At 70.0% G+C, this 26,137-nt stretch carries 28 protein-coding genes; 12 read left to right on the top strand and 16 right to left on the bottom strand.

Translation table 11 applies throughout. The features are described 5' to 3' along the window. From ACIBH1_RS47410 to ACIBH1_RS47395, 4 genes are all read left to right on the top strand, one after another. Positions 1–798, top strand: a 798-nt coding sequence (locus tag ACIBH1_RS47410; RefSeq protein WP_397320720.1) for a DUF4432 family protein, incomplete at its 5' end; no start/stop codon positions are given. Next, a complete protein-coding gene (locus ACIBH1_RS47405) occupies positions 798–1,562 on the top strand; it encodes an SDR family NAD(P)-dependent oxidoreductase (protein ID WP_397320718.1) in 765 nt (254 codons plus the stop codon). The genes ACIBH1_RS47410 and ACIBH1_RS47405, both read left to right, overlap by 1 nt. After that, positions 1,559–2,302: an SMP-30/gluconolactonase/LRE family protein gene (locus ACIBH1_RS47400; protein ID WP_397320717.1), complete on the top strand. Its 744-nt coding sequence runs from the start codon at positions 1,559–1,561 to the stop codon at positions 2,300–2,302. The genes ACIBH1_RS47405 and ACIBH1_RS47400 overlap by 4 nt, the downstream gene beginning before the upstream one ends. A gap of 46 nt (positions 2,303–2,348) precedes the next feature. Next, positions 2,349–3,248, top strand: coding sequence for a hypothetical protein (locus ACIBH1_RS47395; RefSeq protein ID WP_397320716.1), 900 nt, complete (start codon positions 2,349–2,351; stop codon positions 3,246–3,248). Between the two features lie 192 nt (positions 3,249–3,440). Here ACIBH1_RS47395 and ACIBH1_RS47390 read toward each other — a convergent pair whose 3' ends face one another. Then, positions 3,441–4,064 carry an NAD(P)-dependent oxidoreductase gene (locus ACIBH1_RS47390; RefSeq protein ID WP_397320715.1) on the bottom strand — a complete coding sequence of 208 codons (624 nt, stop codon included), beginning with the start codon at positions 4,062–4,064 and terminating at the stop codon, positions 3,441–3,443. Positions 4,065–4,127: 63 nt separating this feature from the next. Here ACIBH1_RS47390 and ACIBH1_RS47385 point away from each other — a divergent pair, with 63 nt between their 5' ends. Both ACIBH1_RS47385 and ACIBH1_RS47380 read left to right on the top strand, forming a co-directional pair. Then, positions 4,128–4,490 carry a winged helix-turn-helix transcriptional regulator gene (locus ACIBH1_RS47385; RefSeq protein ID WP_397320714.1) on the top strand — a complete coding sequence of 121 codons (363 nt, stop codon included), beginning with the start codon at positions 4,128–4,130 and terminating at the stop codon, positions 4,488–4,490. After that, on the top strand, positions 4,483–5,535 hold the full coding sequence (locus tag ACIBH1_RS47380; RefSeq protein WP_397320713.1) for a methyltransferase: 1,053 nt from the start codon (positions 4,483–4,485) through the stop codon (positions 5,533–5,535). Before ACIBH1_RS47385 ends, ACIBH1_RS47380 begins: the two co-directional genes overlap by 8 nt. On the opposite strand, the gene ACIBH1_RS47375 is transcribed toward ACIBH1_RS47380, so the two are convergent. The 7 genes from ACIBH1_RS47375 to ACIBH1_RS47345 are packed head-to-tail and all read right to left on the bottom strand — an operon-like array spanning position 5,510 to position 14,598. Next, positions 5,510–6,967, bottom strand: a complete 1,458-nt coding sequence (locus ACIBH1_RS47375) for a S10 family peptidase (protein ID WP_397320712.1) — start codon at positions 6,965–6,967, stop codon at positions 5,510–5,512. The two genes, ACIBH1_RS47380 and ACIBH1_RS47375, sit on opposite strands and share 26 nt — an antisense overlap. A 21-nt stretch (positions 6,968–6,988) precedes the next feature. Next, complete coding sequence (locus ACIBH1_RS47370) at positions 6,989–8,209, bottom strand: enolase C-terminal domain-like protein (protein ID WP_397320710.1); 1,221 nt, start codon at positions 8,207–8,209, stop codon at positions 6,989–6,991. Next, positions 8,206–11,043, bottom strand: coding sequence for a glycoside hydrolase family 38 C-terminal domain-containing protein (locus tag ACIBH1_RS47365; protein ID WP_397320709.1), 2,838 nt, complete (start codon positions 11,041–11,043; stop codon positions 8,206–8,208). Before ACIBH1_RS47365 ends, ACIBH1_RS47370 begins: the two co-directional genes overlap by 4 nt. Further along, positions 11,043–11,852 (bottom strand): carbohydrate ABC transporter permease, encoded by an 810-nt coding sequence (locus ACIBH1_RS47360; RefSeq protein ID WP_397320708.1) that lies wholly within the window; start codon positions 11,850–11,852, stop codon positions 11,043–11,045. The genes ACIBH1_RS47365 and ACIBH1_RS47360 overlap by 1 nt, the downstream gene beginning before the upstream one ends. Next, entirely contained in the window at positions 11,849–12,649 is an 801-nt protein-coding gene (locus tag ACIBH1_RS47355; RefSeq protein ID WP_397320707.1) for a carbohydrate ABC transporter permease, read from the bottom strand. The genes ACIBH1_RS47360 and ACIBH1_RS47355 overlap by 4 nt, the downstream gene beginning before the upstream one ends. Positions 12,650–12,666: 17 nt before the next feature. Then, positions 12,667–13,893, bottom strand: coding sequence for an ABC transporter substrate-binding protein (locus tag ACIBH1_RS47350; protein ID WP_397320706.1), 1,227 nt, complete (start codon positions 13,891–13,893; stop codon positions 12,667–12,669). Between the two features lie 21 nt (positions 13,894–13,914). Continuing rightward, entirely contained in the window at positions 13,915–14,598 is a 684-nt protein-coding gene (locus ACIBH1_RS47345; protein WP_397320705.1) for a FadR/GntR family transcriptional regulator, read from the bottom strand. Between the two features lie 51 nt (positions 14,599–14,649). Between ACIBH1_RS47345 and ACIBH1_RS47340 the strand changes: the two genes are divergently transcribed. After that, positions 14,650–15,735: an alpha/beta hydrolase gene (locus ACIBH1_RS47340; RefSeq protein ID WP_397320704.1), complete on the top strand. Its 1,086-nt coding sequence runs from the start codon at positions 14,650–14,652 to the stop codon at positions 15,733–15,735. 12 nt (positions 15,736–15,747) lie between these two features. Here the strand turns inward: ACIBH1_RS47340 and ACIBH1_RS47335 are convergent, their stop codons facing one another. From ACIBH1_RS47335 to ACIBH1_RS47325, 3 genes are read right to left on the bottom strand one after another with little or no spacing between them, the layout of a single operon-like run. Next, a complete protein-coding gene (locus ACIBH1_RS47335; protein WP_397320703.1) occupies positions 15,748–16,281 on the bottom strand; it encodes a DUF305 domain-containing protein in 534 nt (177 codons plus the stop codon). Between the two features lie 4 nt (positions 16,282–16,285). After that, the gene (locus tag ACIBH1_RS47330; RefSeq protein ID WP_397320702.1) at positions 16,286–17,140 is read right to left on the bottom strand and encodes a sigma factor; all 855 of its coding nucleotides are present in this window, start codon (positions 17,138–17,140) and stop codon (positions 16,286–16,288) included. Positions 17,141–17,184: 44 nt separating this feature from the next. After that, entirely contained in the window at positions 17,185–17,859 is a 675-nt protein-coding gene (locus ACIBH1_RS47325) for a hypothetical protein (protein ID WP_397320701.1), read from the bottom strand. A gap of 244 nt (positions 17,860–18,103) precedes the next feature. Between ACIBH1_RS47325 and ACIBH1_RS47320 the strand changes: the two genes are divergently transcribed. Then, positions 18,104–18,652 (top strand): DUF1062 domain-containing protein, encoded by a 549-nt coding sequence (locus ACIBH1_RS47320; RefSeq protein WP_397320700.1) that lies wholly within the window; start codon positions 18,104–18,106, stop codon positions 18,650–18,652. A gap of 40 nt (positions 18,653–18,692) precedes the next feature. Here the strand turns inward: ACIBH1_RS47320 and ACIBH1_RS47315 are convergent, their stop codons facing one another. Then, the gene (locus ACIBH1_RS47315) at positions 18,693–19,247 is read right to left on the bottom strand and encodes a TetR/AcrR family transcriptional regulator (protein WP_397320699.1); all 555 of its coding nucleotides are present in this window, start codon (positions 19,245–19,247) and stop codon (positions 18,693–18,695) included. A gap of 38 nt (positions 19,248–19,285) precedes the next feature. On the opposite strand from ACIBH1_RS47315, the gene ACIBH1_RS47310 reads away from it, so the two are divergent. Further along, positions 19,286–20,194, top strand: a complete 909-nt coding sequence (locus tag ACIBH1_RS47310; protein ID WP_397320698.1) for an SDR family oxidoreductase — start codon at positions 19,286–19,288, stop codon at positions 20,192–20,194. Between the two features lie 55 nt (positions 20,195–20,249). Here ACIBH1_RS47310 and ACIBH1_RS47305 read toward each other — a convergent pair whose 3' ends face one another. After that, a complete protein-coding gene (locus ACIBH1_RS47305; protein WP_397320697.1) occupies positions 20,250–20,531 on the bottom strand; it encodes a hypothetical protein in 282 nt (93 codons plus the stop codon). Between the two features lie 113 nt (positions 20,532–20,644). Next, entirely contained in the window at positions 20,645–21,697 is a 1,053-nt protein-coding gene (locus ACIBH1_RS47300; protein WP_397320696.1) for a serine hydrolase domain-containing protein, read from the bottom strand. Between the two features lie 128 nt (positions 21,698–21,825). On the opposite strand from ACIBH1_RS47300, the gene ACIBH1_RS47295 reads away from it, so the two are divergent. Beyond that, on the top strand, positions 21,826–22,692 hold the full coding sequence (locus ACIBH1_RS47295; protein ID WP_397320695.1) for a GNAT family N-acetyltransferase: 867 nt from the start codon (positions 21,826–21,828) through the stop codon (positions 22,690–22,692). On the opposite strand, the gene ACIBH1_RS47290 is transcribed toward ACIBH1_RS47295, so the two are convergent. Together ACIBH1_RS47290 and ACIBH1_RS47285 are read right to left on the bottom strand one after the other, a co-directional pair. Next, positions 22,689–23,297: a lysoplasmalogenase gene (locus ACIBH1_RS47290; RefSeq protein ID WP_397320694.1), complete on the bottom strand. Its 609-nt coding sequence runs from the start codon at positions 23,295–23,297 to the stop codon at positions 22,689–22,691. The two genes, ACIBH1_RS47295 and ACIBH1_RS47290, sit on opposite strands and share 4 nt — an antisense overlap. Beyond that, on the bottom strand, positions 23,287–24,159 hold the full coding sequence (locus tag ACIBH1_RS47285; RefSeq protein ID WP_397320693.1) for a sterol desaturase family protein: 873 nt from the start codon (positions 24,157–24,159) through the stop codon (positions 23,287–23,289). Before ACIBH1_RS47285 ends, ACIBH1_RS47290 begins: the two co-directional genes overlap by 11 nt. A 70-nt stretch (positions 24,160–24,229) precedes the next feature. On the opposite strand from ACIBH1_RS47285, the gene ACIBH1_RS47280 reads away from it, so the two are divergent. Both ACIBH1_RS47280 and ACIBH1_RS47275 read left to right on the top strand, forming a co-directional pair. Next, the gene (locus ACIBH1_RS47280; RefSeq protein WP_397320692.1) at positions 24,230–24,619 is read left to right on the top strand and encodes a VOC family protein; all 390 of its coding nucleotides are present in this window, start codon (positions 24,230–24,232) and stop codon (positions 24,617–24,619) included. 200 nt (positions 24,620–24,819) lie between these two features. Then, on the top strand, positions 24,820–25,944 hold the full coding sequence (locus ACIBH1_RS47275) for an SRPBCC family protein (RefSeq protein ID WP_397320691.1): 1,125 nt from the start codon (positions 24,820–24,822) through the stop codon (positions 25,942–25,944). Positions 25,945–26,137: the final 193 nt, after the last annotated feature.

Genomic DNA, 26,137 nt, shown 5'->3' with positions numbered 1-26,137 from the left:
CGGGGGGCCCCCCCGCGGGGGGCGTCGCCAACCGGGGGCGGCCCCGGGGGGGGGGGGGGGGGGGGGGGGGCCCCCGGGGGGGGCCCCCCGGGGGGGGGCCCGCGCCCCCCCCCCCCCCAACACGGGGAGGTGGCGATGCTCCCCTGGCGGGCGAGCGTCGTGGCCGACAGCCCCGACGAGGTCGCGCTGCGGCTGACCGTGCGCACCCGCCGCCTGCCGTTCGAGGTCGAGAAGGTTTTCCGATTGCGCTCCGGTGAGTCCCGTCTGGGGATGAACAGCACGGTTCGCAACCTTTCCGAGCAGGCCCTGGAGGCGATGTGGGGACAGCACATCGTCTTCGGGGCCCCCTTCCTGCGTCCCGGGTGCACGATCGTGCTGCCCGACGGCGTGGAGGTGATCCCGCACACCGGTCCGCTCAACGCCTCCGGCAGGAGGGTGGAGTCGCGCGGCACGTGGCCCGTCGTCGGCGGCGTCGACCTGAGCGTGGTGCCCGAGCCGGGTACGGCCAGCGACATCGTCTACCTGACGGGCTTCGACGAGGGCTGGTACGAGGTGCGCGGGACGGTGGCGATGCGGGTGGAGTGGGACTCCCGCGTCCTGCCGTACCTGTGGATGTGGCAGGAGTTCGGCGCCTCGCTCGATCATCCGTGGTGGGGCCGGGCCTTCGTGCTGGGCCTCGAACCGTTCTCCGGCATGCCCACGAACGGGCTGGCCGAGGCCGTCGCGAACGGCACGGCCATGACGCTCGGCCCCCTGGAGAGCAAGACCATGTGGCTGCGCGCGGAGGTGCTGGGTTGATGGAGTTCGACGGCAAGGTCGCCCTGGTCACCGGCGGTTCTGCGGGCATCGGCGAGGCCGTGGTCACGCGGCTGGCCGGCGCGGGGGCCGAGGTGATCTCCTTCGACGCCCGGGTACGGCAGGCGGAGCGCGAGGGCGTCACGTCGTTCGAGGGGGACGTGCGTGACGCCCCGGCCGTCCAGGCGGCGTGCGACCTGGCGGCGTCGTCGTTCGGCGGGCTCGACATCGTGGTCACCTGCGCGGGCGTGCAGCGCTACGGCACGGTCGAGGAGACCTCGGAGGAGCTGTGGGACGAGGTGCTCGACGTCAACCTGAAGGGCGTCTTCCTGGTGTGCCGCGCCGCCGTGCCCCTGCTGCGCGCCCGGGGCGGCGGGTCCATCGTGGCCATCTCCTCCGTGCAGGCCTTCGCCGCGCAGACGCAGGTCGCGGCCTATTCCACCAGCAAGGCCGCGCTCAACGGGCTGGTGCGCTCGATGGCGCTCGACCACGCGGCCGACGGGATCAGGGTGAACTCCGTCTGCCCCGGCTCCGTCGACACGCCCATGCTGCGCTGGGCGGCCGACAAGTGGCGCGGTTCTCGCACCCAGGACGAGCTGATCGCCGAGTGGGGGCGCTCGCACCCGCTCGGGCGGGTCGCGCGGGCCGCCGAGATCGCCGAGGTGGTGGCGTTCCTGGCCTCCTCCCGGTCGTCGTTCGTCACCGGGGCGGCCCATCAGGTCGACGGCGGGCTGCTCACCCAGGTGCCGGTGGTGCTGCCCGAATGAGGATCTTCTACGACGGCCTCGCGCGTGCTCCCCGGCTCGACCATCCGGAGTGCGTGGCCGTGCACCCTGGCGACGGCTCGGTGTGGTGCGGCGGCGAAGCGGGCCAGCTCTATCGCATCGCCCCCGACGGCTCCTCGTGCGAGGAGGTGGCGTCGACGGGCGGTTTCGCGCTCGGCATCGCCTTCTCGCCCGGCGGGGAACTGTTCGTCTGCGACCTGGTCCACAAGGCCGTCTTCCGGCTGTCGGCCGCCGGGGAGCTGTCGGTCTACGCCTCCGGGTTCGACACGCCGAACTTCCCGCTCTTCACCCCGTCGGGCCTGTTCGTCTCCGACAGCGGCGCCGGGACCGTCGTGCGCCTGACCCCGTCGCGGGCGATCTGGTACAGCGGGCTGACCTTTCCCAACGGGCTCGCCTCCGACGGGCGGGCGCTCTACGTGGCGGAATCCTTCCTGCCGGGGATCAGCCGGATCGAGATCCTGCCCGACGGCTCGGCCGGGGCACGCGAGGTGGTCGTGGAGTTGCCCGGCGTCGTGCCCGACGGTCTAGCCTTCGGCCCCGACGGCCTGCTCCACATCGCCTGCTACGAGCCCAGCCAGGTGCTCAGGCTCCGCGACGGCTCCGTCGAGATCGTCGCCCACGACCCGACGGCGCACCTGCTGTGCCACCCGACCAACATCGCCTTCTCCGGCTCCACGGCCTACGTCGCCAACCTGGGGCGCTGGCACATCACCGAGCTTTGACCGATTTCTACAAGACCCTCTCGAAGGCGATGACCATGATGAGGGTATGAGCATCAACCTGTCCGCGGCCGCCGACTTCATGGCCGGCCACGCCCGCGTCCTCGACCGCCGCCGCTTCGAGCTGCTGCTCGGCGCCACCGGCGCCAGCGACTCGGAGGCCGTGCTGAACGCTCTCGACGGTTACCGCAATCCCGACGGCGGCTACGGCTGGGGGCTGGAGGCCGACCTGCGCTCCATCGAGAGCCAGCCCGGCGCCGCGCTGCACGCCTTCGAGGTGTTCGAGGACATCGCTCCGTTCACGTCGCCGCGCGCCCACGAGTTGTGCGCCTGGCTCTCCTCGGTGACCCTGCCCGACGGCGGCCTGCCCTTCGCGCTCCCGCTGACCGTCACCGCCGCGACCGCCCCCTGGTGGCAGGGCGCCGACCCGCGCCAGTCGGCCCTGCAGATCACCTCGATCACCGCCGCGCTCGCCCACCGCGTGGCCGCGCACGACCCGGCCGTGGCCGGCCACCCGTGGCTGGAGCGCGCCACCCGCTACTGCCTCGACACCATCGCCGCCATGGAGAGCGAGCCGTTCGCCTACGTCCTGTCGTTCGCGATCCAGTTCCTCGACGCCCTGCACGACACCCGTCCCGCCGAGGCGGCGCCGCTGCTGGAGCGGCTCGGCGCGTACGTCCCCGCCGACGGGCGGGTGCCGGTCGCCGGAGGCACGGAGGGCGAGGCGCTGCACCCGCTCGACTTCGCCCCGCGCCCCGATCGGCCCGCCAGGGCGCTGTTCTCGCAGGCCGTGATCGACGCCGACCTGGACCGGGTCGAGGCGCTGCAGCAGGACGACGGGGGGTGGGTGGTCGACTACCTCAAGGTGTCGCCCGCCGGGGTGCTCGACTGGCGCGGCCACGCCACGGTGAGCGCCATCGACGTCCTCCAGCGCAACGGGCGCATCTGACGGCGGTGTTCGTCGACCGCATCACCCCGCTGGCGATGCGCAGCCGGCTCCAGGCCCGGTCCGCGGGGGCGGCCTTCGACTGAACTCGGGGCAGGCCGAGCCGCGCTTCTCCCGGACGGTTCCGGGGGCGTGGGGGTGGGCCGGAGGCGCACCCCCACTAGACACGGCACGAGCCGAAGGCGAGGCCCGTGCCTAGTTGGCCACCCCGATGCGACGCCCGATCGACGTGCCCTTCTCCAGCTCGTCGACCAGCGCCACCGCGTAGTCCTCGGCCGAGATGAAACTGTTGCCGTCGTCGTCGGAGAGCAGTTCGTCGCCGCCCACCCGGTAGGAGCCCGTGCGGGTGCCCGGGGCGATCTCGGCGGCCGGTGAGATGTAGGTCCACGACAGGTCCCCGGCGTTCTCCCGGACGAACTCGAGCAGTGCCCCCTGGGCCAGCGCCTCGTTCTTGTACATCTCGGGAAACCCCGGCGTGTCCACGAGCCGGACCCCGGGGGCGACCTCGAGCGATCCCGCTCCGCCGACGATGACCACGCGGCGCACCCCGGCCTTGCGCGCGCCGTCGAGCACGCCCTGGCCGGCGGCGATCAGCGGGGCGGAGGGCTCGGAGCCGTCGCGCGGCGGGGCGACGGCCAGGACGACGGCGTCCTTGCCTTCGGCCAGGGCGGCGACGGCGGAGGCGTCGTCCGCGGCGGCCGCCTGGGTGCCGGACGCTCCGCTGCGGGTGACTCCGGTGACCGTGTGGCCCCGGTTGACGGCTTCGGCCGCGATGCGGCTGCCGACCATGCCGGTCGCGCCGATCAGGAGAATCTTCATGATTTTGACGGTATCCATTGGATACTGGTTACTTCAACGTGCCATTGGTACCTTGGAGAAACTATGACCAAGGGAAATGCCTTTGACCCTAATTGCCCCACGAGGCTGGTGCTCGACCGCATCGGCGACAAGTGGACGGTGCTCGTCGTCCTGAACCTGTGCCAAGGGCCGATGCGTTTCACCCAGCTGAAGGACCAGATCGGCGGCGTGACGCCGAAGGTGCTCACCCAGACGCTGCGCGCGATGGCCAGGGACGGCCTGCTGACCAGGCGCGTCTTCGCGGAGGTGCCGCCGCGCGTGGAGTACGAGCTCACCGAGCTGGGCCACTCCCTGCGCGCGCCGATCCAGGCGATCACCGACTGGGCCGAGGAGCACGTCCTCCAGGTCATGGCCTCCCGCACCGGTACCCTCGACCAGGATGAATGAGTTCGAGCTCACCCGCTATCCCGTCGATCCGCGCGACCAGCTGAGGGCGTGGGACGCCGCCGACGAATACCTGCTGGAGGAGCTGCCCGAGGTGAGCGGCGAGGTCGTGATCCTCGCCGACCGCTGGGGCGCGCTGGCGACGGCCCTGGCCGGGATGAACCCGGTCCAGATCACCGACTCGTTCCTCACCCAGCAGGCCACCCTCGACAACCTGCGGCGCAACGGCCGCCCCGCCGTACGGATGCTGACCACGCAGGACACGCCGCCGGAGAGGATCGACGTGCTCCTGGTGAGGGTGCCCAAGAGCCTGGCGCTCCTGGAGGACCAGCTGCACCGGCTGGCTCCCGCCGTCCACGCGAACACGCTGATCATGGGCGCCGGCATGGTCACCGAGATCCACACGAGCACGTTGCAGCTGTTCGAGCGCGTCCTCGGGCCGACGCGGACCTCGCTGGCCAAGCGCAAGGCCCGGCTGATCCACTGCACGCCCGACCCGTCGATCCCGCGCGTGCCCAGTCCGTGGCCCAAGAGCTACACCCTGCCCGACGGCACGATGATCGTCAATCACGCGGGGATCTTCTGCGCCGACCGCCTCGACATCGGCACCAGGTTCTTCCTCGACCACCTGCCCAAGGCCCACGGCAGGGTGCTCGACCTGGGCTGCGGCAACGGCGTGGCGGGCCTGCGGGCGAGCCTCGACGACCCGGAGGAGGTCGTCTTCGCCGACGAGTCGTTCCAGGCCATCGCCTCGGCGCGCGCCAACTGCCCGCAGGGCACGTTCGTCACGGGCGACAGCACGGCCGGGGTCACGGACGTCGACCTCATCCTGAACAACCCGCCGTTCCACAGCCACCGGGGCACGACCGACCGTACGGCCTGGCGGATGTTCAAGGACTCCCGCCAGGCCCTGCGCGCGCAGGGCGAGCTCTACGTGATCGGCAACCGTCACCTCGGCTACCACGTCAAGCTGCGCCGCCTGTTCGGCAACTGCGAGGTCGTCGCGAGCGACCCCAAGTTCGTCATCCTGCGTGCGGTGAAGCGTTGACGAAGGCCGCCAGGTCGGCCGACTGCTGCACGCGGATGCCCTCGTGCACGTACATCATGTGGCCGGCCTCGTAGTACTTGAACTCGATCTGCTCGCGCAGCTCGCCGGGCACCCTGAGGTGGGCGAAGGTGTGCTCGGCGGCGAAGTACGGCGTGGCGCCGTCGTGGTAGCCGCAGGCCACGTGCACGCGCAGGTGGGGGTTCTGCCGCATCGCGGAGCCGAGCTTGTCGACCACGTTGACGGAGGCGCCCTCGAACTCCTTGTACGACCACGGCTGCACGCGCCCGGTGAGGATCTCGTACGGCAGGTCGTTGGCGTAGCCGAGCTCGGTGCGCAGGTAGTGGTTGAGCGCGGCGGAGTAGGGCCCCATGATCGCGCTCATGCTCGGGTCGTAGGTGAAGCTCTCGCGCCCGTAGTCGGGGTCCCAGCCGGTGAAGCGGCCGTCGAGGCGCCCCACGGTCTGACGGCGTGAGCGCAGCACCTCGGTGAAGAAGCGCACGTGCTCGATGCGCAGGTCGACCCGGTCGACGTAGTCCTCGGACAGGCCCGTCAGCCGGGCGACGGTCGCGACGTGCTGCGCGCGCTCCTCGCCGGTCAGCCGCGTGCCGCGCGCCAGCGCCCACGGGTAGTCGCGGGCGGCGTACTCCTCGGCCTCGCGCAGCACGTCGGCCAGGGGCCGGTCGCCGTGCAGGCCGTGGTAGTGCGCGATCGCGGCGTAGGTCGGGAGGTACAGCGCGTAGGGCTGGTCGTTGCCCTCGCGGAAGCGGATCGTGCCCATGTCCAGGACGCTGGAGATCAGCATCAGCCCGTTGAGGTACATGGAGTAGCGCGACTGCAGGTAGTCGGCGAGCGCGGCCGCGCGCAGCGTGCCGTACGACTCACCGGCCAGGAACTTGGGCGACATCCAGCGCCCGTTGCGTGTCGTCCACAGCCGGATGATCTCGCCGACGGACTCCAGGTCGCCGGTGAACCCGTGGAAGGCGTCGGCCTTCTCGCCCTCGGCGGCGCGGGAGTAGCCGGTCGAGACCGGGTCGATGAAGACCAGGTCGCTGTCGCGCAGCAGCGTCTCGGCGTTGTCGGCCAGGCTGTAGGGCGGGGGCAGCAGGTTGCCCGCGTCGCCCATCACGATCCGGCGGGGGCCGAGCACGCCCAGGTGCAGCCAGACGCTGGAGGAGCCGGGCCCGCCGTTGAAGGCGAAGGTGACCGGCCTGGTCGAGGGGTCGGCCCCGTCGAGGGTGTAGGCGGTGACGAACACCTCCGCCTTGGCCTTGTGCCCGTCGAACTTGCCGTCGGTGAAGGCCTCCTCGCGCAGGACCACGGTTCCCGTGGTCGCGGTGTAGGCCTCACCCGTCGGCAGGGTGTGCTGGGTGGTTACGAGATCGTCGGTGGGCTCAGCGGGCTTGGCCTGCGGCTCTTCGGGGTCTTGCGCCATGGACCAACATTATGGGGCGATCTACCCCGGATGAGACGGGTCGGCGAAGCGCTCGTTGGGCACCTGGGAGTACCAGCCTGGCCGCCCGGGGTCGCGATCGTAGGGATAGCCGCCCTTCTCGCGGTAGAGCTCGGAGTACTCCGCGACTTTCGCCGCGTCGAGCCTGACCCCGAGCCCGGGTCCCGACGGCACCGGGATGCGCCCGTCGCGGTACTCCAGCTTGCCTCCCTCGATGACGTCGTCGAGCAGCTGGTGGTAGTGCGCGTCGGCGGCGTAGCCGAGGTTGGGCAGCACCGCGCCCAGGTGCAGCATGGTCGCCAGTTGCACGCCCAGCTCCCCCGACGAGTGCACCGCCACTCCGAGCTGGAAGGTCTCGCACACCCCCGCCGCCTTCACGCACGGCCGGATGCCGCCCCAGAAGGTCGTGTCGAGCAGCACCACGTCGGCGCTCCTGCGCAGCACGTTGGAGGCGAGCTGCTCGAAGTTGACCACGACCGTGTTGGTCGCCAGCGGCACCCTCAGCTGTTCGCGCAGGTAGCGCAGCCCTTCGAGCCCGAAGACCGGGTCCTCCAGGTAGTCGTTGTCGAGGTGCTCGATCGCCCGGCCGAACCGCAGTCCCTCGGCCATCGACAGCACGGCGTTGGGGTCGTAGCGCAGCCGGTCGCCGGGCAGCGCCTCGGCCAGCGCCCGGTAGCACTCCAGCTCGTAGTCGGGCGGGAAGACGCCGCCCTTGAGCTTGTGGACGGTGAAGCCGTGCTCGCGTTTGAGCGCGCGGGCCTGAGCGACGAGCTGATCGGGGGTGCGCACCTCGTCGAAGCCGTCGCCCGCGTAGCGGAAGAACAGGTAGGAGGCGAACGGCACCTCGTCGCGCACCCGTCCGCCGAGCAGGTCGCAGGCGGCCACGCCCAGGTGCTGCCCGATCAGGTCGATGCAGGCGAACTCGATGGCGGCCAGCAGCTGGGTGCGGTTGTTGTACAACGACGCCGTCGGATTGGCGATCTTGAAGCGGAGCGCCTCCAGCTGGAAGGGATCATGATCTTTCAGGTACGGCATCAGCGCGCGGAAGGCCGCCTCGGCGCTCTCCCCTCCGCCGCCCATCTCCCCCAGCCCGACCAGCCCGTTGTCGGCCTCTACCTCCACGAGGGTGCGGACGAAACGCCCCCAGTGGGCGCCGTTGCTGTGACGGAGCGGCGCCTCCAGGGGCACCGCCACCGTCGTCGCCCGGATGTCGACGATCTTCACAGCTCCACCACTCCGCAGGCGGGTATCCGCACCTTCACGGACCTCTCGCCCAGCCGTACCGTGACCTCCACCGGCTCGGGGGCCAGCGACCTGAGCCGGGCGACCGGCCCGGAGCCCAGCGAGGTGATCCGCACGTCCGGGTGGTCGACCTCGGCGAAGCGCTCCTCGGGAGGGGCCGTGGCGGCGGTCGGCACCGCGATGAACGGGTCGGTCAGCCCCGCCGCCGTCTCGGCGCCCAGCCTCCTGGCGCCGGCCCGCGCCCGCGAGGCGACCGCGTAGCGGAAGGTCGTCTCGCCCTGCTGCTGGGCCGGGAAGTTGGTGTCCCAGATGTTGTTCAGCGCCCAGGAGTAGAGCGTGCCGGGCTCGTCGTCGAGCGTGGGCGGGAACGGCGCGTAGGGCATGTGGATGGTGCCGAGCTGCACCAGCGGCGCCTCCATCGTCGCCCAGGCGATCGTGAGCTCGGGATCCTCGAACGCCATCCAGTGCCTGATGGGCAGCATGTAGGCGGCCGAGCCCGGCACTGTGGGCAGGTCGGCGCCGCCGACTCCCCCGGTCAGCTCCCAGGCGGCTGGCGGCCCTCCTGCGGCGAAGGGGAAGGCCAGGAAGACCGCCTCCTTGCCGGGCGTGCCCTGCTTGGCCAGCTGGTAGCGCAGGTCGAGGCGGGGCACGCCACGATGCAGCTCGATCGTGGTGCGCAGCCAGTCGACGCCCTTGCCCTGCAGTTCCACGACGAGCTTCTCGCCCACGGCCGTCCTGACCGACTTGACGACGGCCGCGTGCCTGGCGATCGCCCGGTCGCCGAGCAGGGTGCGGTCGTGGGCGCCGACGTGGCCCGACATGTGGTTGAAGTGCGGCGCGGTGGCGTAGCGGTCGTAGACGTACTGCCCGAACCCTCCGGCGGCGTCCTGGTTGACCAGTTCGCGCCCGGCCGCCTTGTCGAAGATCGAGCGGATGTAGCCTTCGCGCACGTCGTAGCTCACCCGGTAGAACTCGTTCTCCAGCACCGGCTCCCCCGTCTCGGCGGCGGCCGGTGCCCGCTCGCCGGGGACGACGTCCAGGCGCGCGTACCCGAATCCGGGCACCTCCTCGACCACCGCCTCCAGGTGCCTGCCGATCGGCCTGGTCGGCCAGTCCTCCGGCTCGACGACCTCCTCGTGGTGCGGCACCCGCCGCCCGGTCCGCGCGTCGACGAGAGCGATCGGGGCGTCGAGCGGCACGACGTCACGCGGCAGGAAGGCCCGCACCACGTCCGTCCGCGTGTTCGTCGCGGGGTTGAAGACCGCGAAGGAGCCCGTGCCGCGCCCGAAGCGGCCGATGGCCGCCTGCAGCAGGTCGGAGGCGTCGTCCTGGGCCTGGTAGGCCCCGGCGGACTTGCGCGTCCACTGCAGGCCGCCCGAGTCGCCCGCCTCCTCCGCGTCCTCCCACGGGTTGGCCGCGCCCCACGTGTGCTCGTTGAACAGCGCGACCTTGTCGTAGGCGTCGTCGATGTCCGCGGTCGCGTCGTGCCCGGCCAGCGTGTTGAGCGTCTCGGCCGCGCGCAGCGCGCTCTGCGCCCGCCGTACGTAACCCAGCGGCCGGGCGCCGGACCCGAGCCCGTCGGCCCACCAGTCGGTCCAGTCGCCCTCGTGGACGGCGAGCGCGTCGAAGTGCCGCTCGGCCACGTGGTCGAAGAAGTCGCTGTTGGTCGCCGAGCGCAGCCGCGGCCAGGCCCAGTCCTGATTCCACCGCCTGACCACCGAGGCGGGCACGATGGAGGGCCCCGCGTTGTCGGCGTGCGCGCCCTGGACCCTCAGGTGCAGCGCGTCGAGCTCGTAGGGCGGCTTGGCGGCGTCGGGCCCGAGCCAGCCGAACGTGCCGGGGCCGTACGGGTAGGAACGGTTGGCCAGCGAGTGCAGGTAGCGCGGCAGCAGGTCGAGGGAGAGCTCGTAGGAGTCGGTGAGCCCGACCGTGTTGCCCTCCATGTAGGCCATGCCGTGCGGGGTGTCGGTGAACCAGACCAGGAGCTCCTGCCCGGAGGGCGCCCTCCACCGGAAGGGCCGTCGCAGGCCGTCGCCGCCGTGCAGGTACGGCACGCTGCGCCCGGCCCAGTTGTGGGCGGCCGCCAGGTAGCGCACGCCCACCGAGTTCAGCGCGTCGACCAGCCCGACCACCGCCCCTGGCACGTCGGTGTGCATGGCCGAGCGGACCGGGAACGGGAAGCTCCTGACGAAGCGAAGCTGGCGATACAGCTCCTCGGTCGAGCAGGCCTCGGTGTGCAGCTGGAAGGGCAGCGCGGTCACCTCGACCACGCCCTGCCGTACGAGCTCGGCGAAGGCCTCGACCTGCGGCGCGGGACGCGCCGCGAGCCACTTGATCGCCGGGTACGACGACTCGACCGTCCAGCGGAAGCGCGCGTCGTCGTCCCAGGAGGCCGTCTCCTGCGCCAGGCGGAGGGCGGCGTCGAGGTAGTCGAGGTGGTGGCGCAGGACCGTGCCCTGGGGGTCGGTGTAGCCGATGTCGAGATGGGAGTGGTGGACGACGAAGACCGTCCACTTGCGCTGCGGGGTGACGATGACCTGCGCCGAGCCGATCCCGTCGGCCTCCAGGGTGAAGGTCCGCGGCGAGTCGACCTCGGGCACGAGGAAGGTGCCGTCGCTCTCCAGCTCGTCCAGGCGGTACCTCACGCCGGGCGGCCCCGCCACCCGCACCACCTGGCGGCCGTCGTGGGTGAACAGCGGCACCATCGAGACCCGCACCTCCGGCAGCACCTCGGTCGAGGTGTTCTCACGCAGGGTCTGGCGGATGCCGTCGTAATCGGGCGAACCAAGACTCGGCTGCAGCAGCCGGCTCGTCATCACACGCTCCCTAGGGACAGGCCTCGGGCGAAGAGGCGCTGGGTGGCCAGGAACAGCAGCACGGTCGGCAGCGAGACGATCAGCCCCGCGGCCAGGCCGACGGGCACGGGGGTGCCCGCGTAGACGTCGGTCATCAGCCCGGCCAGCACGGTCATGACCGGCCGCACCTCGGCGGTCTGGGTGAGTGCCAGGCCGAAGAGCAGGTCGTTCCAGATGAAGGTGAACTCCAGGATGAACACCGCGGCCAGCGCGGTGCCGGCCAGCGGAAGGTAGATGCGCCAGAAGATGCGCACCGTGGACGCGCCGTCCATGCGGGCGGCCTCGAAGATCGAGTAGGCGATGCCGGTGAAGAAGTTGCGCAGCACGAAGGCGGCCAGAGGCACGCTGATCGCGGTGTAGACCAGGATCATGCCCAGGCGCCTGTCGTAGAGGCCGAGGTCGGAGTAGGTGACGAAGAGCGGCACGAGCAACATCTGCGACGGGAAGATCGTGCCGCCGAAGATGAGCATGAACCACCAGAAACCGCCCCGCAGCCGCAGCACCACGATGGTGTAGCCGGCCATCGCGCCGATGATCACCGCGAGGGCGGGCGAGGCGACGCTGTAGAGCAGCGTGCTGGCCAGGCTCGAACCCAGATCGGCCCGCTCCAGCGCCGTGGCGAAGTTCTCGAAGATCCGGAACTCGCCCGACGGGATCCAGGCCCTCGACGGGTCGTAGGAGTCGGCCGGCCGCATGGCGTTGACCAGCAGCAGATAGGTCGGGCCCAGCCAGACCAGGCCCAGCACGATCAGTACGGCCCGGCGGATCACGTGACCTGCCTCTTCAGGTAGAGGTACGACGCCAGCCCGGTCACCACGGTGAGCAGCACCGCCACCGCCGAGCCGTACCCGTATTCGCTGGCCACGAAGGTGTCGCGGTACATGGTCACCGCGAGCGTCTCCGACGACCGCCCAGGACCTCCCTGCGTCATGACCCACACGATGTCGAAGGTCTTCAGGCTCGCCACCAGCGCGAGCCCCACCACCACCGCGGTCAGCGGCGCCATGAGCGGCCAGATCACGTGGCGGAACAACGACCATCCGCCGGCGCCGTCGAGCCGCGCCGCCTCGATCGGCTCCTTGGGGATCGACTGCAGCCCGACGACGAACAGCAGCGTGTTGACGCCGAGCTGCTGCCAGGTCCACACCAGCAACATCGCCAGTGTGTTGTGCGGCGCCTCCTGCAGGAAGGCCGTGTCGACGCCGAGCAGCAGGTTGGCGATGCCGCCGTGCGACAGGATCGGGCTCCACACCATGCCCAGGCCCGCCCCGCTCAGCGCGTAGGGCAGCATGAACGGCAGCCGGTACCAGGCGCCGCCCTTCAGGTCGTACGACAGCACCGCCACCAGCAGCCCGAGCCCCACCGGCAGGATCATCGTCCCCGCCACCCAGATCAGCGTGTTGCGGATCGAGGTGAGCAGGGCGGGATCCTGGACGAGCTCGGCGAAGTTGTCGAGCCCGGCGAACTGCGCGGGCGCCAGGCCGTCGTAGCGGGTGAAGCTCAGGTAGCCGGTCCACAGGAAGGGCGCGTAGAGCAGGGCGGCCACCAGCAGGACGGCCGGTGCCACATAACCGGCGCGCCACCTCACTGGTGCGTGCTCCAGTACTCGTCGGCGGCCTTCTGGATGTCCTGCAGCACCTTCTGGTAGTCAGCGGGCTTGGTGACGAACAGCCCGAAGCCGTCGAGCGCGGCGGTCAGGATGGGCGGCGGCGTGGCCTCGAAGTAGCGGTTGACCAGGCGGTACTTCCCGCTGCCCGCGTCCTTGGTGATCTGGCCGAGCGCCTGGTCGGCGATGGCCACCTTGGGGTTGGCGCTGACGTCGCCGCGGGTGGTCGCCCACCTCTCCTGCGCCTCCGGGGTGGTCCACCACTTGAGGTACCTCATGCTGGCGTCCGCGTCGGGCGCGCCGGTCAGGGAGCAGAGCGGGCCGCTCTCGAAGATCACCGAGGTCTTGGGGAGCGAGGTGTTGATGTTGGGGATCACGAAGAAGCCGTAGTCGGCGCCCGCCTTGAGGTTGCGCTGGGTCATGCTGGTGTTGAACCAGGTGCCGAAGGAGACCATCGCGCTCTTGCCGTTCTTGAGCGAGTCGGCGGGGTCGGTCTTGTCGCCGGGGTTGACGAAGTATCCGGCGTCGATCATCGACTTCCAGCGCTCCATCACCTGGACCACGCCCGGGTCGGTGTACTTGGCCTTGCCGGTGGAGAGCCTGTCGTACAGGTCGGGGTCGGTGCCCGCGAGCATCTGCTCGAACCAGACGAAGGAGAACAGCACGCTGGTGTGGTAGAACGCCTTGACGTTGTTCTGCTTGAGGGTGTCGGCCACCTTGATGAGCTCGTCCCAGGTCGTGGGCGGCTGCAGGCCGTGCTGGTCGAAGGTCTTCTTGTTGTAGAACATGCCCCAGTAGGCGACGTTCAGCGGCACGCAGTACTGCTTGCCGTCGAAGGTGTAGTACGGCGCGAGGTCCTGCGGCAGGTCGCCGTTCTTGATCGCTTCCTGCCAGACCGCGGTGGTGTCGGCCACCTGCTTCTGCTTCACGATCTCCTGGAGCATGCCGCCGGTCTGCCAGGTGAACAGGTCGGGCTTGGTGTCGGTGCGGAAGGCCGCCTTGATGAGCGCCTGGTACTGCGCCGAGTCGGTGTGGCCGACGGGCTTCATGCCCAGGCCGATCTTCTGCTTGGACAGGGCGCCCATGGCCTCGAAGTACTTGCTCCAGGCGCCCTTGTCGTTGTAGAGCGACAGCTCGGTTTTCTTGGGGGCTTCGGCTGCGGTGCCGCAGGAGGTCAAGAGGACCGCCACGCCTAACGTGGCCACGACCGACCGGATCATGGGACCTCACATCCGTTGTTCTATGACCGTCTTCACATCCAGGAGATGGGCTTTCATCAGCTCGCCCGCGGACTGCGGGTCGCCTGCCACGATCGCTTCGAGGATGGCCAGGTGCTCCTCGTAGTCGCGGCGGCGGTCGTCGAACAGGCGCAGGATCTCGCGCTGCTCGGAGGCGTGCACCGTGAGCAGGGAGTCGACCACCTCGGCCAGCACGCCGTTGCCGGCCGCCCGCGCCACCGATCGGTGGAAGTCGAGGTTGACCTCGGCCAGCTCCGTGTCGCGGCCGTGCAAGTACTGCGCGGCCTGGTCCAGCAGGGGCCGCAGCTCGATCCCTTGCTTGTTGAGCGCGGCCTTGGCGGCCAGCGGGGGCTCGATCAGGATCCGGGCGTCGAGCAGGTCGAGCAGCTGCTCGCCGTGGATCTGGCGGACGTTGGGGTTGGGCAGCACGACCCGCTCGATGGCGGCGCCCACGTAGATGCCGGAGCCGTGCCGCATCTCGATCGCCCCGGTGGCCTCCAGGCGCCGCAGGGCCTCGCGAAGCGTCGGGGTGGTCACGGCGAACCGCTGGGAGAGCTCCCTGGTCGAGGGGAGCCGGTCACCCGGCCGGTGACCGCCCTGGCGGATGAGATCCAGCATGCGCTCGGTGAGCGCGTCCGACAGGGTGGGGCGCGTCACTTCACTGTGGGACATATCAAGTCATCAAATCACCTGAGCGGTGCAAACACCAGGTATCGTCTCGGGGTGAAAAAAGTGCTCGTGTGGACCGCTTCCGTGCTCGCGGTCCTGGTGGTGGTGGCCCTCGGGGCCGGGGGCTGGTACTACTCCGGGATGGTCATCGACCCGGCACGAGGGCCCGCCTCGTACCCGATCGAGGTGACCGCCGTCTCCGGCGGCCAGGTCACCCTCAAAGGCGGCGGCGACACCGGCTCCCCCGGCATGTACGGCCTGACATGGGCGGGAGGAAGCGCGCTCGTCGGCCCGGTGTCGAGCGTCTCCGGAGACACCGTCACGCGGCTGCTCATCAAGGTCCGCAAGGGCGAGCTCAAGCCCGGCGTCCACGCCTACCTCGACCGGTGGATGTACGGCGACGAGGACCCCACCTCCGCCCTCGGCCTGCCGTACGAGAAGGTCTCCATCAAGGGCCACCCCGCCTGGCGGCTCGACGGCGCGGCCAAGACGTGGGTCATCGCCGTCCACGGGCGCAACGCCAACCCGTCGGAGACGCTGCGGGTCATGCCGTTCTTCCACAGGCTGGGGATGCCGGTGCTGTCGATCGGCTACCGCAACGACCGCGGCGCCCCCGCGAGCGACGACGGCAAGTTCCACCTGGGCGCCTCCGAATGGGAGGAGGTCGCCGCCGCCGTCTCCTACGCCCGGTCGCAGGGCGCCTCCGACGTGATTCTCTACGGCTGGTCCATGGGCGGCGCCATCGTCACCACGGCCGCGCGCAAGATGCCCGACGCCCCCATCAAGGGGATCATCATGGACAGCCCGGTGCTCGACTGGACCCCGCCCATCGAGGCCGGCGCCCGCGAGCAGGGCGTGCCCGTGTGGTTCGCGGGAGTGGCCAAGTTCATCGTCGAGCGGCGCACCGGAATCTCCTTCGACGACCTCGACCAGGTGAAGCACGCCTCCGCGTTCAAGACGCCGATGCTGATCTTCGCCGACTCGGCCGACACCGGGGTGCCCATGGACGCCGCCGCCGCCTTCGCCAAGGCACGGCCGGAGCTGGTGACGTTCGTCCAGACCGACGGCGGCGGGCACGTCGGGTCGTGGAACGTCGACCAGGCCCGGTACGAGCGGGCGCTCGCGGACTTCGTCAGCTGACGATGGGGCGGGTCAGGGCACTTTCTTCAACAAATCGAGCATGATTCTGACCTGCTCCTTACGTGACTGCTCGACCTGCTTCGCCCATGCCTTCACCTCGGGATTGGCCCCCGCGAACCCCTCCTTGTACGCCAGTTGCACCGCGTCGTCCTGATGCGCGATCAGCAGGTTCAGCGCGTCCCTGTCGAAGCGCGCCGAGCCGCGCAGGGCCGCGATCTGCTGCCTGTCGGTCTCGGGCACGTCGTGCCCGCCGTGCGCGTCGCTTGGCGCGACCAGGGGCTGCTGCCACTCCTGCAGCCACCGTCCCATGGTCGCGACCTCGCCGCTCTGCGTGCTCTCGATCGCCGCGGCGAGGGTCCTGAGCTCCTCGTTGCCCGCCCGCTGCCGGGTCAGCCTGGCGAGCTCGACCCCCTGCTTGTGGTGGGGGATCATCATCTGCAGGAACATCACGTCGTCGGCGTTGACCTGTGCGGCGCCCGGCCCCGTGTCGGCGCCGCATCCGGCGAAGGCGAAGAACGCGGCGACCAACACGGCGATGACCTTCATCCCCTCAGTTCAGGGCAGAAACGTCTATCTTCGCAAGACGTTCTGTATCGGCCAGGATGTTCATCTGGACGACCTTCCCGCCCGCCACGGTGAAGCCCAGGATCGCGATGACCTCGCCGTCCTTGATCGTGATCGTGCCGAAGCCCCCGTTGACCAGCGCGAGCCTGCCGTACTGCGCCTCGCCCCTGTGCAGGAACGCCTGCGCGGCCACCGCGTCGGCGCCGCGCACCAGGCGCGAGGCGCCCAGCTTGCCGTAGTCGAGGCGCAGCACCACGTCCGGGTCCAGCAGCGCGAACAGCGCCTCGAAGTCGCCGGCGCGCGCGGCGGCCAGGAAGGCGGAGACGACCTCGCGCTGCCGTCCGGCGTCCGGGTCGGGTACGGCACGCGCGTCCTGCACCCGCTTGCGCGCCCGGCTGGCCAGCTGCCTGGTCGCCGCCACGTTGCGCTGCACGATCGGGGCGATGTCGTCGAACGGCACCGCGAACATGTCGTGCAGCACGAAAGCCAGCCGCTCGGCCGGGGACAGCGCGTCCAGCACGACCATCATCGCCAGGCCCACCGAGTCGGCCAGCAGCGCCTCCTGCTCGGGATCGACCCCGCCAGCGGCGCCCACGACAGGCTCGGGCACGTAATCCTCGCGCCTGGAAGTGCGGGCGCGGAGCATGTCGAGGCACACGCGCCCCACCACCGTCGTCAGCCAGCCGGGCAGGTTCTCCACGTCGCTGACGTCCGTACGGCTCAGCCGGATCCAGGTCTCCTGCACCGCGTCCTCGGCCTCGGAGAGCGAGCCGAGCATCCGGTACGCCACGGCGTTCAGGTGGTCCCGGGTGGCTTCGAACTGCTCTGTTTCCGTCATCATCCTCACATTCTTCTCTGACGAAGGGAGTGCTCCGAATGTGACCGTCAGCCCACCATCCCCAGGAAGAAGGCCGCCGGGACAAGCGCGGCGACCAGCGCGACAAGCCACCACCTCGGCGCGGAGCCCTCCCTGAGCACCCTCACCCCGAGCGGCACCAGCGCCACCGCGAGCCCCGCGAGAGCGGCCAGCGACACCGGGTCGCTGCTCCCCTTCAGCACCCCGAGCGGCAGCGCCGCCGCCAGCGCCAGCCCGACGGCCGCCACCGGATGGAGCGCCTTCGCCCGGAAAGCCCCCACGGCCAGCACCACCCAGCCCGCCATGATGCAGACGTTCACCGCCTTGAACACGTGGAAGGCCCCGTACGTCTCGCTCACGACCCGCAGCGCCTCCTCCCGCCCCAGCGCGTCGACCAGCTGGAACGCCAGATGGCTCACCCCGGCGTGGAAGACCCTGCCGAACAGGCCAAGCACCACCAGCGACACGCCCCAGGCCGCCCAGCCCGGATGCGTCACCCGGATCCGCATGCCCAGCTCCACCACCCCCGGCGCCAGCATCACGACACCGGCCGCGAACAGGCTGTACGACCACACCATCCGCCCCGGATCGGCCGCGTAGGCGGCCAGCTGGTCGGGGTAGAAATCCCCCACCCCGATCCTGGCCAGCACCCCGGCCAGCAACAACAACGGCCCCAGGACCAGCCCGACTCCCGCGATCTTCATGCGTCCCATTGAAGCCACCGCGGGCCCCTCTGGCACTGGCGCGACCGCCCGGATCGATGGTGAAGCCAGCACCACCGGAAAATCACTGGCCCATCGTCGAGGGACGCTTCTAAGGTGCCCCTATCGGACTCGACCTCGTGAGGACTTCACCCGCGTGACGCCGCCTGCTCTTTAGACCTGACCCCGCTCCGTCGCATGCGACGCGTTCCTTCCGCATGCCCAACGTCAGGTCTTCAGAGAGATCATGTCTTCACGTCTTCATATCGTGCTGCCCTGGGCCGTACGACGCACCCGCCTGCCCCTGCTGGCCCTGCGTTGCGTCGGCTGCGGCAGCGGTACGGCCCACGTCGGCGACGGCCGCTTCCGCGTCAACGCCAACGGCAAGTTGCTCGACATCTGGCTCCTGGTCCACTGCGTGGACTGCGACTGGACGAGCAAGCTCACCGTCCACGAGCGCGTCTCCGTCCGGTCACTCGCTCCTGGACTGCTCGACGGCTACTCCGACAACGCTCCGGAGCTCGTGACCGCGTTCCTGTTCGACCCGCTCGTGGGCCGGCGCAACCGGTTCACGCTGCTGTGGGACGGGTGCTGGGAGTTCGTGCACTCGCCCCCGCCGGAGAGCCCGTGGCCGGTGCAGGTGTCGGTCACCTTCCACGATCCGGTCCCGGTGCGCCCTGACCGGCTCATCGCCCAGGGGCTGGGGATCTCGCGTGGCGAGATCGCCGGCCGCATCAAGATCGACATCCCGCTGAACCGCAAGACCCAGCGGGATTTCTCGTTCATCCTTCTGTGAGGATCGCTGTCCGGCGAGGCACGAACTCGCCGGACAGCACCTACGTCCGAGGCTCGCCCACCATGGCGAGGAACGCCCCCAGCCTCTCGGTCAGGAACTCCCCCAGCGGCCGGTCCGCGCGGAACGCCCACCACGTGAGCGATCCCTGCCACTGCGCCGCCAGCGCGCTGCCGACGCCCTCCCCCGCGAGCCGGGCGTCGAGCGCCGCCGTCAGCGCCTCCTCCCACGCGACCCCCCGCGCCCGGAGCACCGGATCGCGCACGTCCTCCCGGAGCAGCAGCAGCCCTTCCCCGTACGCCTCCGCCCCTTCGTACTGCCCCGACAGTCCGACGAGCAGTTCGATGGCCCCCGCGGGTGTGGGCGGCGCCGTCGCGGCCAGTTCGCCGGTCAGCGCGTCGAGCCGGTCCCAGGCGTGCAGGAGCGTGCGCTGGACGAGCTCCTTCTTGTTCGCGAACCGCTGCACCAGCGTCGCCGCCGACAGGCCGCATCGGCCGGCGAGCGCCGCGAACGTCAGCTCGCCCACGCCGCCCGCGTGCATCAGTGCGAGGGCCGCGTCGAGCACCTCGTCATCGCTCAGGGTCTTGGTTCGTGCCACCTTTGCATTATAACCGAATGTTCGTTTATAAATAAGGCATGAACCTCACAGGCAAGGTCGCCCTCGTCGCCGGAGCCACCCGTGGAGCGGGCCGCGGCATCGCCGCCGAGCTGGGCGCCGCGGGAGCGACCGTCTACGTGACCGGCCGCACCACCCGCGACCGTTCCTCCGAGTGCGGCAGGCCGGAGACCATCGAGGACACCGCGGAACTCGTCGACAGCCTGGGCGGCGCCGGCATCGCCGTACCCGTCGACCACCTCGTCAAGGACGACGTGCGCGCCCTGATCGACCGCATCCGCGACGAGCAGGGGCGGCTCGACGTGCTCGTCAACGACATCTGGGGCGGCGAGCACCTCTTCGAGTTCGACAAGACGGTCTGGGAGCACGATCTCGACAACGGCCTGCGCCTGCTGCGCCTGGCCATCGACACCCACCTCGTCACCAGCCACTACGCCCTGCCGTTGCTCATCGAGCGCCCCGGCGGCCTGGTGGTCGAGGTCACCGACGGCACGACCGAGTACAACACCGACCATTACCGCAACTCCCCCTTCTACGACCTGGCCAAGGTCGCCGTGAACCGCATGGCCTGGCAACACGCGAAGGACCTGGAGAAGTACGGCGCCACCGCCGTCTCGCTGACCCCCGGCTGGATGCGCTCGGAGAACATGCTCGACCACTTCGGCGTGACCGAGCCGACATGGCGGGAGGCGACCGCCAAGGAGCCGCACTTCGCCATCTCGGAGACCCCGCGCTACGTCGGCCGGGCCGTGGCGGCCCTCGCGGCCGACCCCGACCGCGCGCGGTGGAACGGCCGGTCGTTGTCGAGCGGCGGCCTGGCCAAGGAGTACGGCTTCACGGACCTGGACGGCTCGCGGCCCGACGCGTGGCGCTACATCGTCGAGGTCCAGGACACCGGCAGACCGGCGGACACCACCGGATACCGGTGATCGTCGGCGATCCGAGCTCGGCGGCGTGCAGGAGATCTTCAGCAGGCGTTGGGGCTCATCCCTTTCGCCATCGGCTCAGCAGGGACACCATTCCCATCAGCACGAGCCCACCGGCCGCCGCGATCGCCAGGCAGGTGAGGAGGGGGAGTGAGGTGAGGAGCGCGAGGGTGCAGAAGATCAACGGCCCGCCGATCGCCGCGTCCGCCATCGGATAGCGTCTCGCCCAGGCCACCGTCGTCGCGCGGGGCACCAAGCTGTGCACGACGAGCAGCCCGTACGTGGCCGCCGCGACGACGCCCATCAGCGGCCCGTGCTTGGCGGTCAGCGACAAGGTCATGCCTACCGTCATTAAGGCGATTACCACCGCTCCAGCCCACTGCCACCGCGACCTGGTCAAGACCGCATCCGGCTCGCTCATGCGAGGAGTGTCGCACCCAGGAGGCAGCCCGCCTAGGCCGTCCCGCAGAACGCCTTGACCGCCATCCCCATGACCTCCTCCGTCGACGGGTTGCGTGTCGACGGGTTGATCGACAACGTCAGCGACTTGCCCGAGTCCGACCGGAACGCGAACGTCAGGTACCCGATCAGCTCCCCGCTGTGCCCCCACACCGTGCCGCACGGCAGCGGATAGGCCTGCAGTCCCAGCCCGTACCCGAACCCCACGCCCGTCCGCACGGTCGCGCGCATCGCCTGGAGCGACTCCTTGCTGGTCAGCCTGCCTCCCAGCAGCGCGCCCATGAACCGCTCCAGGTCCCCCGTGGTCGAGATCATCTCCCCGGCGGCCCAGTCGAGCGAGGGGTTCATCCTCGTCGCGTCCACGAGCTCGGGCATCGGCTCGTATCCCTTGGCGTGCGGCGCGGGCACCCCGGCCCGGTCGCCAGGGACGATCGTGTGGCGCAGTCCGAGCGGCCGCAGGATGCGGCGCGTGATCTGCTCGCCGTACGGCATGCCGGTCAGCTTCTCGATCAGCAGCCCGAGGACCACGTAGTTGGTGTTGGAGTAGTGCCATCGGCCGTCGTCGGGCAGCTGCTTGGCGAAGGCCACCTTGAGCAGCTCGTGGGGCTGGTAGGAGCGGAAGCGCGCCTCGCCGCGCCACCGGTTGGTGGAGTAGCCGGGCTCGCTCATGTAGTCGTACAGGTGGCTGGTGTGGTTGAGGAGCTGACGGACGGTGATGCGCTCCCCGCCGGGCACCGTGCCGGGCAGGTGGCCGGCGATGGGGTCGTCGAGCCGAAGCCTGCCCTCGTCCACGAGCTGGAGCACCACGGTCGCGACGAACGTCTTGGTGACGCTGCCGATCCGGAAGTGGCCGTTGGCGGCCGGCCGTCCTCCGCGTTCGAGGTCGCGCACGCCCACGCTGGTCGTCCGGGTGCGCTCTCCGTCGGAGACGCGTGCCAGGGCGGCCGTGGCTCCCTGGCCGGTCACGATCTTGTCCAGGTCGGGGCGCAGGTCCACGACCTGCCCGCTCGCCGCCAGCACCGTCGCCACCATCACATTGATCATCATGCGATCAACGCTAGGGAGATCGTTGACGACGCGGAATGAGGTGCACCACCGACCTGACCTGTGGAAAACCACAGCCCCCGCGGAAAACCTGGTGCGCGTCGTGGGCGCGGTGGTGTGGGATCGGGCGCATGCCGATCGTGTTGCGCACCCCGGGAACAGACGGATTGGGCCAGGTCGTGGCCGCGCTGCGGGAGTGGCAGGTCAACGGCGCCCCGCTGCAGTTGCATCCGGGCGACCTGGGCTGGTTCTGGCGGTTCGGCGCGGAGGCGACGGCCGCCGCGGTCCGGACGTGGAGCAGGGACGGGCGGATCCTCGCCGCCGGGCTCCTCGACGGGGCCACCCTGTTACGCCTGGCGATCGCGCCCGGCTACCAGCAGGACGAGGAGCTGGCGCGCCACCTGGTGGCCGACGTGATCGAGCCGGAGCGCGGCGTCCTGCCCGCGGGCAAGGTCAACATCGAGGCGCCGATGGCAGCGCTGATCCAGGAACTGCTGGCCGAGCAGGGTTGGGGCACCGAGGAGCCGTGGACACCGCTGCGCCGCGACCTCACGGAACCGGCGAAGGATCCGGGTGTCCGCATCGAGATCATCGGGCCGGAGCAGGCTCACCTTCGCACCGCCGTACAAAGGTCCGCTTTCGAATCGTCGACGTTCACGGACGAGCGCTGGCACGCCATGGCGGGCGGCCTGCCGTACGCCGACGCCCGGTGCCTGGTCGCCTTCGACGGCCAGGGCGAGGCGGTCGCGGCGGTGACGGTGTGGTCGGCCGGGCCCGGCAGGCCCGGCCTCATCGAGCCGATGGGCGTGCACGAGGACCACCGGGGCCACGGGTACGGCAAGGCGATCACCGTCGCCGCTGCGGCCGCGATCCGGGAGCTCGGCGCGCCCAGCGCGGTGGTCTGCACGCCGAGCTCGAACACCGCCGCCGTGTCCACGTACAGGTCAGGCGGGTTCGAGCCGCTTCCCGAGGTCCTGGACCGGTATCGGGACGCCTAGCCCGCGGCCGCCGTGCCGTACGCCGGGGTGTGCGCGCGGCGGGAGGTGGCCGAAGCCAGGAGATACTGGGCGGCGATGTAGGTCGACATCACCAGCACGCCGCCCAGCGGCAGGTCGATCCCGGCCAGGCGGACCGCGATGAGGGTGTCGGAGAGCAGGAACAGGCCGCCGCCGATCGCCGCGGTCAGGCTGTGCCGTGTCGACATGACGGCGGTGGCGGTGAGCAGGAGCGAGTAGAGCGCGATGGGGATCTGCAGCGCGCCGAGCGACGGCCAGAGCAACGCCATGAGTACGGCCCACGCCACCGCGTAACCGACCACCGCGGCGATGCGGGGACGACCGGCGAAGTAGGTCACGTAGCAGACGTGCGCCAGGGCGAAGCCGCCCATCCCGGCGATGAACAGCCCGTCGAACTGGAGCAGGACGTCGCCGAGCCACGAGAAGCCGAGCGCGGCGACGACCAGGCGCGGGCCACGGCGGCTGATCACCCAGGCGGCGAGGAGCGGCATGAGCAGGGCCTTGGTGACCCACTCGAGCCAGGTCGGGCCGGTCATCAGGGAGACCAGGTGGATGGCCGAGCAGGCCCAGAAGGCGTTAAGGAACACGGATGGACTCCTGTTCTGGCTGCCCCGCGTCTTGCGGCGGCTGCCATCCTGGGGCTCGTAGCAGGCGGCCCCCTCGCTCGCGCCACGTCGCCGCGCTGACCAGGTCACGGCCGATGGCAGCGTACTCGTGGAAGGCGATGCGCAGCGGGTTGTGGGTGTCGATGTTCTTGGTCAGGCCGTAGACCGGGCGCTCGGTCTCGGGGGCGAACGAGCCGAACAGGCGGTCCCACACGATGAGGATGCCGCCGAAGTTGCGGTCCAGGTAGCCGCCCTGCGAGGCGTGGTGCACGCGGTGATGAGAGGGCGTGTTGAAGGCGAACTCGAACCAGCGCGGGAGCTTGTCGATGCGCTCGGTGTGGATCCAGAACTGGTAGACGAGGTTGACCGAGCCGCAGAAGGCGAGCGCGGCCGGGTGCACGCCGACGGCGATCAGCGGGAGGTAGAAGACCCAGCTCGTGGCGCCCGTCCAGGGCTGGCGCAGGGCGGTGGAGAGGTTGAAGCGGCGGCTGGAGTGGTGCACGACGTGCGAGGCCCAGAGGATGCGGATCACGTGGTGGCTGCGGTGCGACCAGTAGTAGAAGAAGTCCTGGCCGATGAGGACGAGCAGCAGCGTGGCCGCGGCGACGGGGACCTTGAGCGGGGTGAGGGTGTAGATCGCGGAGTAGACGAGCGCCGGGATGATGCCCCAGAGCAGGTCGAATGCCAGGCTGCCCAGGCCCATGCTCAGGCTGGCGGCGGTGTCCTTGGGGGTGTAGCCCAGCTCGTCGTCGTCCGGATGCAGCCTGAATGATACCGCTTCGAGCAGAGTTAGCAGGATAAAGGCTGGTATCGACCATAGGACGACGTCTGGGAGATCTGGCATGCGCGGATACTAGTGAGTAGGGAGGCGCCCTCACCAGAGTGATCACATACAGTAGTTATATGCTCACAGCATGAGCGGAAAAGTCGTACATTTCGAGATTCCCGCAGAGAACCTCGAGCGTGCCCGCGCCTTCTACACCGAGGCCTTCGGCTGGCAGCTCGGCCCGGTGCCCGGCATGAACTACACCATGGTCATGACCGCGCCCGCCGACGACCAGGGCATGCCCACCGAGCCCGGCGCCATCAACGGCGGCATGTTCGAGCGCACCGGCGAGTGGGCGAACTTCAAGTCACCGGTGATCGTCATCGACGTGCCCAGCGTGGACGCGGCACTCAAGAAGGTCGAGGAGCTCGGCGGCACGATCGTCTCGCCCAAGATGCAGGTCGGCGACATGGGCTTCGCCGGCTACTTCACCGACCCGGAGGGCAACGTCCTCGGGGTGTGGGAGTCGGCGAGCTAGCCGGGGCCGCCGTCTGAAGGGAGGGCTCTCGGGGGTCGCCGTCCGAGGGAGGGCTCCCTGGGGGAGCCCTCCCTTCAGCACGCCGCGGGGGCTGGTCGCAAGGAACCGAAGATCGCATGCTGATGGACATCGCCCCCTTCCCCGAGGCGATCACTGAACGACATCGCCCTTTCCCGAAGGCGATCACTGGAGGCCGAGTGATGAACCCCGCCATCGACCACATCTCCGCCGGATACCACCCCGACCCCGCGCTCTCGATGTCCCTGCACGCCGACGCCTACACCGATCCCGCCTGGTTCGACATCGACGTCCGCGCCATCTTCGCCCGCACGTGGCAGTGGCTGTGCCACGTCGAGAAACTGCGGCAGCCCGGCAGCTACGTGACCGCCACCGTCGCCGGCATGCCGGTCGTCGCCGTCCGCGACGAGTCCGGCGCCCTGCGAGCCTTCTACAACGTGTGCAAACACCGCGCCCACGAACTGCTCACCGGATCAGGCGTACGGCGCAGCATCGTGTGCCCGTACCACGCCTGGAACTTCGACCTGACCGGCCGGTTACGACGAGCACGCAACACCGACGGCATGCCCGCCTTCGACCCCGCCACCGTCTGCCTCGACCAGGTACAGGTCACCGAGTTCGCCGGCATGGTCTATGTCAACCTCGACCCGTCCGCCGCTCCCCTCGCCCAGCAGAGCGGAGACCTCCAGGCGGAGATCGAGTCCAGGGCGCCCGACATCGCCGACCTGACCCTCGCCAAGCGGCTCACCTACACCATCGAGTCCAACTGGAAGAACGTCGTCGACAACTTCCTGGAGTGCTACCACTGCCACGTCGCGCACAAGGACTTCGTCTCCCTGGTCGACATGAACACCTACAAGGTCACCACCTACGGGATCTACTCCAGCCACATGGCCCAGGCGGGCAAGGCCGAGAACTCCGCCTACGACGTCTCGGGCGCCACGGTCACCGAGCACGCGGTCTGGTGGCTGTGGCCCAACACCTGCCTGCTGCGCTACCCCGGGCGGGGGAACTTCATGGTGCTGCAGATCATCCCCGACGGGCCGCAGCGCACGCGCGAGATCTGGGACTTCTACCTGGAGACCGCCGAGCCGAACGAGGCGGAGGTGGACAGCATTAGGTACATCGATGAGGTGCTGCAGGTGGAGGACATCGCGCTGGTGGAGAGCGTGCAGCGGGGGATGCGGACACCGGCGTTCACGCAGGGGAAGATCGTTTTCGATCCGGAGGGGTCGGGATTGTCGGAGCACGCGGTTCATCACTTCCACGGGCTGGTTCTTGAGGCTTATCGGCGGGAGTTGGGGTGAGGCTTGGGCCTGATCCACTCCTGCCGAATCCCCGATGAGACGGCGTCCAAGCCCACATGAGGCACAGCGCATGCACCCCACATTCACCACCTCCGTAGATCACAGGTAACAACAACCCCACCACGCTCGACCGCCCCTGAAACGCACCCATCCCCCACCCCAACACCGGAGCCCGCCCCTCACCCCCGACAAC

The sequence above is a fragment of the Nonomuraea sp. NPDC050663 genome (assembly GCF_044456985.1).
Taxonomy (GTDB): domain Bacteria; phylum Actinomycetota; class Actinomycetes; order Streptosporangiales; family Streptosporangiaceae; genus Nonomuraea.
This window is presented reverse-complemented; position numbering and strand designations above follow the sequence as displayed.

Bases quoted from the DNA above. Each gene is read 5' to 3' on its own strand.
- ACIBH1_RS47405 (WP_397320718.1), top strand. From the start codon at position 798: ATGGAGTTCGACGGCAAGGTCGCCCTGGTCACCGGCGGTTCTGCGGGC.
- ACIBH1_RS47400 (WP_397320717.1), top strand. From the start codon at position 1,559: ATGAGGATCTTCTACGACGGCCTCGCGCGTGCTCCCCGGCTCGACCAT.
- ACIBH1_RS47395 (WP_397320716.1), top strand. From the start codon at position 2,349: ATGAGCATCAACCTGTCCGCGGCCGCCGACTTCATGGCCGGCCACGCC.
- ACIBH1_RS47390 (WP_397320715.1), bottom strand. From the start codon at position 4,064: ATGAAGATTCTCCTGATCGGCGCGACCGGCATGGTCGGCAGCCGCATC.
- ACIBH1_RS47385 (WP_397320714.1), top strand. From the start codon at position 4,128: ATGACCAAGGGAAATGCCTTTGACCCTAATTGCCCCACGAGGCTGGTG.
- ACIBH1_RS47380 (WP_397320713.1), top strand. From the start codon at position 4,483: ATGAATGAGTTCGAGCTCACCCGCTATCCCGTCGATCCGCGCGACCAG.
- ACIBH1_RS47375 (WP_397320712.1), bottom strand. From the start codon at position 6,967: ATGGCGCAAGACCCCGAAGAGCCGCAGGCCAAGCCCGCTGAGCCCACC.
- ACIBH1_RS47365 (WP_397320709.1), bottom strand. From the start codon at position 11,043: ATGACGAGCCGGCTGCTGCAGCCGAGTCTTGGTTCGCCCGATTACGAC.
- ACIBH1_RS47345 (WP_397320705.1), bottom strand. From the start codon at position 14,598: ATGTCCCACAGTGAAGTGACGCGCCCCACCCTGTCGGACGCGCTCACC.
- ACIBH1_RS47335 (WP_397320703.1), bottom strand. From the start codon at position 16,281: ATGAAGGTCATCGCCGTGTTGGTCGCCGCGTTCTTCGCCTTCGCCGGA.
- ACIBH1_RS47330 (WP_397320702.1), bottom strand. From the start codon at position 17,140: ATGATGACGGAAACAGAGCAGTTCGAAGCCACCCGGGACCACCTGAAC.
- ACIBH1_RS47325 (WP_397320701.1), bottom strand. From the start codon at position 17,859: ATGAAGATCGCGGGAGTCGGGCTGGTCCTGGGGCCGTTGTTGTTGCTG.
- ACIBH1_RS47320 (WP_397320700.1), top strand. From the start codon at position 18,104: ATGTCTTCACGTCTTCATATCGTGCTGCCCTGGGCCGTACGACGCACC.
- ACIBH1_RS47310 (WP_397320698.1), top strand. From the start codon at position 19,286: ATGAACCTCACAGGCAAGGTCGCCCTCGTCGCCGGAGCCACCCGTGGA.
- ACIBH1_RS47305 (WP_397320697.1), bottom strand. From the start codon at position 20,531: ATGACCTTGTCGCTGACCGCCAAGCACGGGCCGCTGATGGGCGTCGTC.
- ACIBH1_RS47300 (WP_397320696.1), bottom strand. From the start codon at position 21,697: ATGATGATCAATGTGATGGTGGCGACGGTGCTGGCGGCGAGCGGGCAG.
- ACIBH1_RS47295 (WP_397320695.1), top strand. From the start codon at position 21,826: ATGCCGATCGTGTTGCGCACCCCGGGAACAGACGGATTGGGCCAGGTC.
- ACIBH1_RS47285 (WP_397320693.1), bottom strand. From the start codon at position 24,159: ATGCCAGATCTCCCAGACGTCGTCCTATGGTCGATACCAGCCTTTATC.
- ACIBH1_RS47280 (WP_397320692.1), top strand. From the start codon at position 24,230: ATGAGCGGAAAAGTCGTACATTTCGAGATTCCCGCAGAGAACCTCGAG.
- ACIBH1_RS47275 (WP_397320691.1), top strand. From the start codon at position 24,820: ATGAACCCCGCCATCGACCACATCTCCGCCGGATACCACCCCGACCCC.